We start from the raw sequence: 10,263 nt of genomic DNA on the forward strand, positions 1-10,263 counted from the left end.
ATTCGCAACCCATTCCTGGTTGGTCTTTGTACAATGGCGATAATAAGTCTGTGTTGCAAAGCTCCTTGGTGAATCGGAACAGCATTACTACTTTATCTAACCCTGTAGTAGGGTCTAATTCGGGTTCAATCAATTATGCTCTAAAATTAGGTACAGGCGACAGCATCACGCACAATCCCTTTGTCGTACCGGATTGGGGAAATTTACGATTTGATGTTTTTGCTCCCACTCAAAGCGGAACACTAAATGTCAAGCTTGAAACGATAGATGGACAAAGTAAAAATGTAATCATCAATCTGGCACAAGATGCAAACTTTCAAATTGATGCAGCCAACAACAATAACACCGAGTCTATTAAGAACATCTATTCAGACATTGAAAATAAGATTGGGTTTGGCAGAAAAGGATTTGAAACCTTCCAACTTAAGTTAAACCTCACTGATTTAGAAATAGCAGATTTCCGAGGAAAGTCAGCGAAAATAACTTTTTCTTTAGACGGCGGTGACTCCGTTTACATAGATAATGTTTTCTTCAAGAGCGAGCATCTCAAATTTGGTAATCCCACTCAAGCTAGATGGAATCCTAGCAACAGTACATATAAAAACAACTTGCTGCTTGAAAAACCACAGTACGCGGTTTCTTACAATGCTGATACTAAAATTGCCAACTGGGTTGGTTGGAAAGTAGACAAAACATGGGTGACAAGACCAAAAACACAGCCGGGAGAGTTACCCAATGGGTTAATAAAAAGACCTGAGTTTATAGCCGATCCCGATTTATTCGCTAGTGGCTTGTCTACCTATGATGGAAATATCTTTACGGGCTTAGGAATGGATCGAGGTCATTTGTCTCCTGACAGAGATAGAAGAAGACATCCCAAAGACCAATTAGCAACGTACTTAACAACCAATTTGATTGCCCAGTCAATGGATAATAATCGTTTCTTTGGAGACAGCGATAATCCAGATGAGACTTCTGCTTGGTTCAATATTGAAGATAAAGTGGTAGATGAAAGAGCCAATCAGGGGCAAGAGCTCTACATTTTTGCTGGGGCTATCGGCAACAATCCAAATACTCAAAAGAAAACGAATGTTCCTGAGTTGCTTGATGACCTTTTCAATGGAGAGTTGATCAATCAGGGAAATACAAGCCCTAGCAATTTGTCAAACCGACAAATTCACATCCCTAGATGGACGTGGAAAACAATCATGGCTGTGGAACAACCAGGAGTTGATGTTACTTCGTCAAACATAGAAGCTTTCGCATATATGACGCCTAACATAGCAGAACCAAATTGGAATAATGTATCCTTAGATGGGATTGCTAATCCGCTTAACAATGATATGTTTTCTCCCTTTTTGGACAGCGTTCGCAGTAACATAAAGAAAACGGATTGGAGGAACCCAGATACTTGGCGAGTTACTCTTCCAGAACTCACAAAGATTCTTAACGAACGTAACAAAGTTCGTAACTATGACTTTAAGTTTGATTTCCTGTCAAATCTGCCAGAAGATATTCAGTAAGCTCTGAAGAATCAAGGGAGATATTCTCCTCCTTCTTAACATTTTACTTCTGGGCTAAACGGAACTTGGCATTACAGGAGGAAGTTCCGTTTAGCCCAGAAGTAATCATACTCTCATAACTTTTTAGGATATTATTATAATCTCATACTTCCCTGTTAGTATTGCTACAGGAAGAGCGATACAGATTGGAAGTGAAACCAGAAATAAAAACTCCGTCATGGCGAATAACGTCCCAGTAGTTACAAGGGTCTTCGCCAAAGCCCCCAAGCTTCGCACCTTGTAAATTGACTCTAGTAAAATTAACCGAGCTTATGTCGCATCTACTACTGTTAAATTCTCTCAAGTCACAGTCAAAAAACCTACTGTATTGCAAATGACTTGAGGTGATTCTAGCTTCTGTAAAGTTACAGTACCAAAATTGAGCCGAACCCAACTCGCACCTATGCAAATTGAGTCGGCTCAAATTGACATAGTTAAATTGAGCACCACTCAGGTTAATATTTTGCAGTTCAACTCCGCTCAAGTCAGCATACTCTAAAATGATGTTTCTAAAATCTCGATCGCCCGCAGCATAGCGTCTGAGTAATTCTTCTACAGTAATCCTTTCTTTTTCCATAACTCAACTCCTGTATCTATTTACACCTTCGATAATAGCGCACTCGCCGCTACATTTTGTTGGTTTCGGTCAAGGGGCTGTTGTTAATAGTGAAATTGTCCAGCGTTTAGGTACGTTTTTACCTGATGCTGGTGGTACGAGTCGGGCAAATCGCGACTTTCAGATGACGACTATTGACCCTTACGATTACGATGATAATTCTTTTGAAGGAACTTACCTTAATATTCAAGACCCAGAAATTAAGGTTTGGAATAATGTCACTTATGCTGACAATTATTACCAAACAAAGGGTATTGGGAATACGATTAACGGTCGGGAACTTGCTGGAACGAACTGGAAATCTGATTGGAATGTTTCTTTAGGAAACCGGGCTGGTTTTACGCCGGATGATGGGGAAGGTGCTTCTCATCGGGCTGCTTTGGCTTGGCGGGAACTGCTAATCTCACGGGTAGCAAACTGCCATCGGAAAACGGTGACACAATTTACCGCCGCTTGGGCGATTTGGAGCAAAACAATATCACCGATGTTACTAAGACTTGGTATACTCCTGACCATACTAATGCTAGTTTTACTCAGGGAGATACTAAAGCTCCTTGGGAAGGTATTGGTACGGGTTGGTTTGACTCTGTTTTAGGTGGAGGTTCTCAATTACGGCCTTATTTTGATGGTGGGAAGAAGACTAAAAATGAGTTGGGTGACTTTGAGGATTATTTGAAGAATAATCGGGTTTCGGTGTTAGAAGATAACACTTACTCGGCTAGGATGCGGGGTGATTATGCGGTTCCTACTTTGTTTAATGGGAATTTTGATGCTGTAGCGGCTCAACTAGATTCGCAACCCATTCCTCTCAGGTGAGAGCATTACGCACAATCGCTTTGTTGTTCCTGACTGGGGAAATTTACGATTTGATATTCATGTACCTGAGCCAGCTCGCCTTGATGATAAGGATGACTATATTCAAGTGTATTTGGAGACAGACGACCAATCTTTTATACTAAGGGATAAGGAGATTGATCCTAGCACTCTCGTGGAAGATCCATCCTTAATTCCTGTTGATGAAATAAGAGCAATTCCCGCTGCTGTAGATTTACGAGAAGTTCATCCTCAAGCAGTTGCTCAACCACTGATACAATCACAGCTTAATCGCATTGGCTATGGTTCTAAGGGATTTGAAACATTTCAAGTAAATGTGCCTGATGAAATGCGAGGGAAAACAGCTAGACTAAGATTTAAGCTACATGGAGATACAGAAGTGTATATTGATAATGTATTCTTCCAAAGCGAACACCTGAAGTTTGGCAATCCGTCTCTGAATCAACAAGAAGCAAGGACTGAGCAAGCAAGCCAACCCAATAACTACTTAATTGAAAAACCTCAGTATGCAGTTTCTTACAATGATAGTCTCAAGACTCCTAATTGGGTGAGCTATAAATTAGATCCTTCATGGTTAGGAGGAGTAAGTATGCCACGTCCTAATTTTGCTCCCGATTTGAGCCTACCTTTTGCTGATGCTACAATCAGTGAAGACTACAGTAAAACTGGTCAAAATGGTACTATTGCTATCCGAGGACATTTAGTGCCAAATCAAGATCGAGAAAGAGGAATAGAGAGCTATCATACAATCCCAAACCCTAATACAGGAGCACAGGATAATTACTCTATTTCTAAAGATAATTACCTAACATACTTGACAACAAATGTAGTACCACAACCTCAGTATGATACAGCATGGCAGAAGCTCGAAGGTGACATAAACACCTTTGTTAGAAAGAGTAATAACCCTAACAATGAGGTTTACGTTATTACTGGCAGGTATGGCTCAATCGATCGGATTCAATCACTATTACCCTCAGAATTACCCTCAAAATTACCCTCACAAATTAAGGATCGAACTTCTCAATTTAATATTGATGTTCCTGAATGGCTGTGGAAAGTTGTTTTAATTCCAGAAGCACCCGGTCAAAGTCCTACAGATATTACAACTAAGGCCATCTCCTTTGGCGTACTTTTGCCAAATACTAACCAACAGCCATCAAAACTAGACTGGCGCAAGCACATTTTCTCAGTCAATGATATTGAGGACTTGACTGGCTATAACTTTTTCTCGAACATTGCCACCGAAGTTCAAGAAAAAATTGAGGATAATACTACTTTACCTCTATTATTTTAAGTAATAAGTTTAGGGAGACAGAATTATCCATATGAATGTAGCAGAATTAATCGAGCGTTATAATGCTGGCGAACGTAACTTTGCTGGGGTAACTCAATATGGTATTTGTAGTGAATTAACCACAACTAACTTAAGCAACATCATTTTAAGTGGAGCTGATCTCAACTCATTCAGCAGAACTAACTTGCGTGGAGCTCAGTTAGTAGGAATCTCTTTAGTTCGTGGTGGACTGGCAGAGGCTGACTTGTCAGGTGCAGACCTGACAGGAGCCAACCTTACTGAGGCTTGGCTAAATGGAGCTAACCTCAGAGGTGCTAAATTGATTGGAGCTAACTTAACAGGTGCTAAATTGATTGGAGCCGACTTAACAGGTGCTGATTTAAGTGAAAGTATTCTTTGTCAAGTAGGTCTTACCAAAATCAAGCTGGATGAAGAATGTCATCGTCAGGTGATTTTGACTAACGCTTTGCTCTGGCAAACCTATCTGCCTGATGGTACGTTTGTTAGCAATCCAAGGTATCACGAATAAATATGTATCAGGACTTACGCATGGGCAACCAAAAACCTAGTTTCTGTGTCAATTTTTATCGAAAAAGAGATAATTTTTGTCAGAAATAGGTTTTTGCGTAAGTCTTATATATGACAATGACCGAAGTAATTGGAGACCTGTGTTTAGTATCTCATGTCGTATACAGGATCGGCAATAAACGTTCCATCAGGCATGAGCGTATTCCAGAGTAACGCACCTGTGCAATGGATATTAAGAGTGTCAATGGGATGACCCGCAGGTCTAATTCGCGTCAAATTTAATTGGCACAGAGAACTATATTCAAAATTAGCATTAAGAGTATCAGCCCCTTCCAAGTTAGCTTGAATTAAGTTAGCATATTCCAGCCTAGCCCCTGTCAAATTAGTACATTCTAAACAAGCCCGCCTCAATGTAGCTCCGTTGAGATTGGCCCATGTTAGGTCTGCTAGTGTGAAATCAGCGTCAGGCATATAAGCTCCTATTAATTTAGCTTCTGTTAAGTTAACGTCTCTAAGCCTAGCTCCCGGCCAGTATATTCCACTTAAGATAATATTACTTAGGTCAGCACCGTCTAAGACATCAGGATTGTCTGTATTAGCCTTCATCCTCAATCCGGCAAAATTGCGCTCTCCAGCTTGATAGCGTTCTAGTAGTTCATCTGGTGTAATCAGCATAATATTTCTATTTTAGTTATTGCTTTCGGAAAATTGGTCCAAGAATTTAGGTATTGATATCGTAGAAATTACGGCCTTGCAATACTTTATACTATATCCTCCTGAACAAGTAGTAGTGATTGAATCGTAAAAAAAATGATTGAGTACAAAGGATGTAACTACTGCCGATATTTTCGACCAGAGGGAACCTGTCCAGCCTTTGAGCCTGGCTTAATTCCCATAGAAATTGTTTCCGGTCAGATCAAACATACTAAGCCTTTAGCAAATCAGAGAAACACAATTGTTTATGTGCCTACAAAAAAATCCATAATCTACAGGTATAGAACAGGAAATCATCAATTATAACTGAAAAAATACCCAAAGATCTGTGATTTGGTACACTCCTGACCACACTAATGCTAGTTTTACTCAGGGAGATATTAAAGCTCCTTGGGAAGGAATTGGTACGGGTTGGTTCCATTCTGTTTTAGGTGGAGGTTCTCAATTACGACCTTATTTTGATGGTGGGAAGAAGACTAAAACTGAGTTGGGTAACTTTGAGAATTATTTGAAAAATAATCGGGTTTCGGTGTTAGAAGATAATACTTACTCGGCTAGGATGCGGGGTGATTATGCGGTTCCTACTTTGTTTAATGGGAATTTTGATGCTGTAGCGGCTCAACTAGATTCGCAACCCATTCCTTACTTTATCTAGCCCTGTAGTAGGGGCTAATTTGGGTCAACCCAATTATGCTTTGGAGCTCAAATCAGGTGAAAGCATTACGCACAATTTCTTTGCCGTTCCTGATTGGGGTTCCCTTCGACTCGATCTACACGCACCTGGGGTTCCTAATAGGTCTAATGCCAACCCTAAAGGTACGCTTGATGTTACTATTCGACCATTAGATCCCTCAATTCCAGAGTTTTCTCAAACAATAACTCTCCAAAAAGCCCAAAATGGCACAGATGCTGTCGGTGTTCCTTCTACTTACCTAGAAGATAAATATAAAGTAGATTACGGCAGAACTGGCTTTGAATCTTTCTACATTGATGTACCAGAAAGACTGCGCGGTCAAGTGGCAACTGTTGAATTCAAAGGCAAAGCATCTATTCCTGTCTACCTAGATAATGTTTTCTTCCAAAGTGATTCGCTCAAGTTTGGTAATCCCAATCGTGCTAGAAGTTATCTGGATAACACCGATCCGAATAACACCTATCAAACTAACTACTTGATAGAGAAGCCTCAATATACTCTTTCCTACAATGGTCAAACAAATACTCCTAACTGGGTGGGCTGGGTACTTGACAAAGGTTGGGCAAATGGCAGTGCAGGGAGAGCAGCAGAAAAGTTTGCTGAAGATCCAGAATTGCCTGCACCAAATTTCTATAGGGTGCAGGATAATGATTACGATTTTAAATCTCAGATTAGCTACACTAAGGATGAATATGGTCGATTTTTGTGGAACAAGAAAGCTTTCTTTTGGGCAGATCGGGGGCATTTAACTCCTTCTGCGGATCGCCAAAGGAGTAAGAAGGATAACATAGCCACGTTTTTGACAACAAATATTATTCCTCAAGATAGCAAGCAAAACTCAGGAATTTGGGCAACTCAGGAAAAAGGACTTCGGGATCTTGCAAAGAACCGCGATTTTAAATTCTTCATCTTTGCAGGAGGTTCAGGTGAGGGTGGCGGAACAGTAACCGATGGGCCTTTACCTACGGAGGTGAAAGGGCCTACTCCAATTAAAATAGGAGATTCTAGTCCCAACCAATTTACCAATTTTACGGCGGGAACAGACAGCAATAATCAAGCAAAGATTAAAGTGCCGGATGCACTTTGGAAGGTGGTTTTAGGCTTTTCACCTGAAAACAAATCTGAGGTTCCAGATATCCACTTTGCTTGGTGGATACCTAACAATTCCTACAGCATTAAACAAACGCTCGACTACACAAAACCTACTCAATATTTAGATGGTCTGATCGGCCCAACATTTGAAAATCGAGCGTGGAATGATGGAGCGTTTACAATGAGTATCAAAGCATTGGAAGCAAGGCTTAACAAAGATTTACCCCTAGACAGTCAGTACGATTTTCTTTCTAATATCCACGATCCTGCTGTTAAAGACAATCTCAGATCGGTTCAGAGACTTCTTCCACAATAGCTCACATTCTAGCTGAAATAAACTTCTCATCAGAGAAGTCTATAGTAATCCTAAATGAGTCGTAATTTTTTTACCCCACCCCAACCCTCCCCTTGCGAAGGGGAGAGAGTAAGAAATTCACAAATGATTTAGGATTGCTATATTTACTTTAGCTATTACTACGCACGCTGCCATCGGGCATCAGTGTTTCCTCAAAACGGCAATCTCGAAACTTAGCCCAAAAAAGATTATTATCTTTCACCCCGAAGTCGGCTCCACGGAAGTCGGCTCGGGTCAAATTGGCTTTTTCAAAATAAACACCGTTAAAAAACCTGGCTCCCTTAAAGGTTGCCTCCGTCAAATTATCGCGAACAAAGTGGAGATTGCTGATTCTTGCCTTATTCAAATTGGCTCTACTGAAATTGGTATAGAAAAAACTACTCTCGACTAACCCAGCTCTCGTCAAGTCAGCTCCACTCAAATTGGCAAACTCAAAAACCGATTGGAAGATACGGGTTTCCCGCAAAATAGCATTACTCAAATCTGCTCCTTCAAAATGACTCTCACCCAAATCGACCCTAGTCAAGTCAGCCCCGCGCAAAATCACTCCCTCCATGTAGAGACCAATATCTTGGATGCTACTGTTACGCAAAATAATGCCACTTAAATCCAAGCCTTTAAATTGTCCGAGATCCCAATGCTCGCCGGGAGCAATATCATCCCTCTCCACCATAAAACCGCTAAAATTTCTTTCCCCAGCCGCATATCGACTTCGGAGTTCTCGAAATCGAATCTTTTGCATCTCGAAAATAGCGCTATCAATTTGTGCGCCCTGAAAGTTAGCACCTTCGATAACCGCATCCACCAAGAATGCGTTGCTGAAATTAGCTCCTGTACAATTAGTTTCAAGAAAATATACATTACTCAAATCAGCTCCCCACAAATTAGCATGACTGAGATTGGCACCGCTGAAGTCAACTTCTAGTAAATCAGTATCATTTAAATCAGCGTGTTCCAGATTAGCGTTGCTGAGGTTGACGTAAATGAGGCTGGCAGCGCTCAAGTTCGCCCTCTCTAGGTTGGCTCCACTAAGATTAGCCTCCCTCAGATTCGCACCACTCAAGTTGGCATTAATCAACTGAGTTCCATTCAAGTTAGCACCACTCAAGTTAGCATCGCTCAAGTTAGCACCACTCAAGTTAGCATCGCTGAGGTTAGCATTTATCAAATTGGTATTGGTGAGATTGATATCAATAAGCATTGTTCTGTTCAAATCGACACTACTCAAGTCAACCTCAGCAAAGTCTCTCTCGCCATTGGCATACCGTCCGACCAATTCTTCAGCATTCATAATTTATCTATTCAATTAGTTTAACTTCTGAATTATTATAGTACGATAATCCTGGTTTTTGCTACTGCAATATAATCAGCAATTAGTCACAAATGCGGGGCAGAAATAAAAGTTTGCTATTGAAGCGAGCAGGTAATAATTAAAAGATGCAGAATTCAATCAGGCACTAGCTGAGATTAATCTCAAAGATGCTTTATCAACTGTTGAAACCCAGAGCAGCGCTAAATTGGCGGTTGCTATTAACATTCCTGTGGGTAATCCCAATATCCCATCAGACCGACCGGAGTCGATCGCCCCTACCAACAATGCTACCCGCGCCTACGTGACTATGCGGAATACCGGCCGCGTTTCGGTAGTGGATTTGATGGCACTGCGAGAGATAGATCAGGGAGCTCGCCCGCAAGGTATTGTCATTGACCCCAAGGATAATTACGCTTACATTGCCGACCAAAATCGCCCCAACATCTACGTCCTCGACATCAACCCGAATTCAGCAACTTATCATACCGTCGTTCAAACAATTAACGTCACATCACCCCTGGGATTGAGTCAGCTAGCCATCAGCAGCGACGGGCGGCGGCTGTTCGCCACAGGTTCCGACAGTAACGAACAAACACCTAACCGTAACCTTTACGCTGTCAACATTGATCCTCGCGACAAACCGAGCGCTCAGGGCTCTAACGAGCGGAAGTGGCACCAGCAGATTGGAGTAATCCCCACCGCATCGGAGACAGAGGGCATAGCTGCTACTTCCGACCCGAAGAAAATGGTGTTCACCAACGGATTTGCTAGTGTCCGCACCATAAGTAATGGGGAGGAGATAAAGCTTCAGGATGACGGCAAGGGCTTCGGAGTGCTCGAAATTACGTCTGAAGACCCCCTCAATTTTAGTGCTAAAGTCAACTACGCTCCTTTGTCGCTGGGCGTGGCCACTGACTATTTTGATGTCAACGAGGCAGTGGCTGTAACAGTAACGCAAGACGGGAAATATGCGTTTGTTGCCGGAAATATAGGCATTATCGCAAACCCGCTGGAACCCAATCCTCGACTGGTGGCCGCAACTCGACCGATTCCTGGCAGCTTAACTAACAACGTAGCGCTTTCGAGCGACGGCAAATATTTGATTGGTTCCTATCCCACCCTAGGTTTGGGAGGAAGTTCCTACGTTTTCGATGTTGAGGAAATGATTAAGGCTATAGAGAATCCGGGTAATTACAAGCTTGACGCCCGCGACAGGGGTGTGGATACTTGGGGTTTCCAGGCAAGCAATCAGCGAAATG

General features: G+C 41.8%; 10 protein-coding genes. 7 read left to right on the top strand and 3 right to left on the bottom strand.

From position 1 onward, the window contains the following. Positions 1 to 1,523 (top strand): DNA/RNA non-specific endonuclease (locus JGK36_RS33505; RefSeq protein ID WP_293201353.1); only part of this gene is annotated, 1,523 nt, incomplete at its 5' end. Positions 1,524 to 1,665: 142 nt separating this feature from the next. On the opposite strand, the gene JGK36_RS33510 is transcribed toward JGK36_RS33505, so the two are convergent. Then, a complete protein-coding gene (locus tag JGK36_RS33510) occupies positions 1,666 to 2,139 on the bottom strand; it encodes a pentapeptide repeat-containing protein (RefSeq protein WP_293186096.1) in 474 nt (157 codons plus the stop codon). A gap of 423 nt (positions 2,140 to 2,562) precedes the next feature. Between JGK36_RS33510 and JGK36_RS33515 the strand changes: the two genes are divergently transcribed. From JGK36_RS33515 to JGK36_RS33525, 3 genes are all read left to right on the top strand, one after another. Continuing rightward, entirely contained in the window at positions 2,563 to 2,994 is a 432-nt protein-coding gene (locus JGK36_RS33515) for a hypothetical protein (RefSeq protein WP_293201355.1), read from the top strand. A gap of 172 nt (positions 2,995 to 3,166) precedes the next feature. Beyond that, positions 3,167 to 4,309: a DNA/RNA non-specific endonuclease gene (locus JGK36_RS33520; protein WP_293201357.1), complete on the top strand. Its 1,143-nt coding sequence runs from the start codon at positions 3,167 to 3,169 to the stop codon at positions 4,307 to 4,309. Positions 4,310 to 4,340: 31 nt separating this feature from the next. Beyond that, entirely contained in the window at positions 4,341 to 4,838 is a 498-nt protein-coding gene (locus tag JGK36_RS33525; RefSeq protein WP_293201359.1) for a pentapeptide repeat-containing protein, read from the top strand. Between the two features lie 143 nt (positions 4,839 to 4,981). On the opposite strand, the gene JGK36_RS33530 is transcribed toward JGK36_RS33525, so the two are convergent. Further along, a complete protein-coding gene (locus tag JGK36_RS33530) occupies positions 4,982 to 5,512 on the bottom strand; it encodes a pentapeptide repeat-containing protein (protein ID WP_293201361.1) in 531 nt (176 codons plus the stop codon). A 367-nt stretch (positions 5,513 to 5,879) separates the two neighbouring features. Here JGK36_RS33530 and JGK36_RS33535 point away from each other — a divergent pair, with 367 nt between their 5' ends. Together JGK36_RS33535 and JGK36_RS33540 are read left to right on the top strand one after the other, a co-directional pair. Further along, positions 5,880 to 6,206, top strand: coding sequence for a hypothetical protein (locus JGK36_RS33535; protein ID WP_293201363.1), 327 nt, complete (start codon positions 5,880 to 5,882; stop codon positions 6,204 to 6,206). A gap of 19 nt (positions 6,207 to 6,225) precedes the next feature. Further along, a complete protein-coding gene (locus JGK36_RS33540; RefSeq protein ID WP_293201365.1) occupies positions 6,226 to 7,653 on the top strand; it encodes a DNA/RNA non-specific endonuclease in 1,428 nt (475 codons plus the stop codon). A 148-nt stretch (positions 7,654 to 7,801) separates the two neighbouring features. On the opposite strand, the gene JGK36_RS33545 is transcribed toward JGK36_RS33540, so the two are convergent. After that, on the bottom strand, positions 7,802 to 8,983 hold the full coding sequence (locus JGK36_RS33545; RefSeq protein WP_293186100.1) for a pentapeptide repeat-containing protein: 1,182 nt from the start codon (positions 8,981 to 8,983) through the stop codon (positions 7,802 to 7,804). A 226-nt stretch (positions 8,984 to 9,209) separates the two neighbouring features. On the opposite strand from JGK36_RS33545, the gene JGK36_RS33550 reads away from it, so the two are divergent. After that, on the top strand, positions 9,210 to 10,263 hold a 1,054-nt coding region (locus tag JGK36_RS33550; RefSeq protein WP_293201367.1), incomplete at its 3' end, for a YncE family protein.

It is taken from the genome of Microcoleus sp. PH2017_35_SFW_U_B, assembly GCF_020737865.1.
Classification (GTDB): Bacteria; Cyanobacteriota; Cyanobacteriia; order Cyanobacteriales; family Microcoleaceae; genus Microcoleus.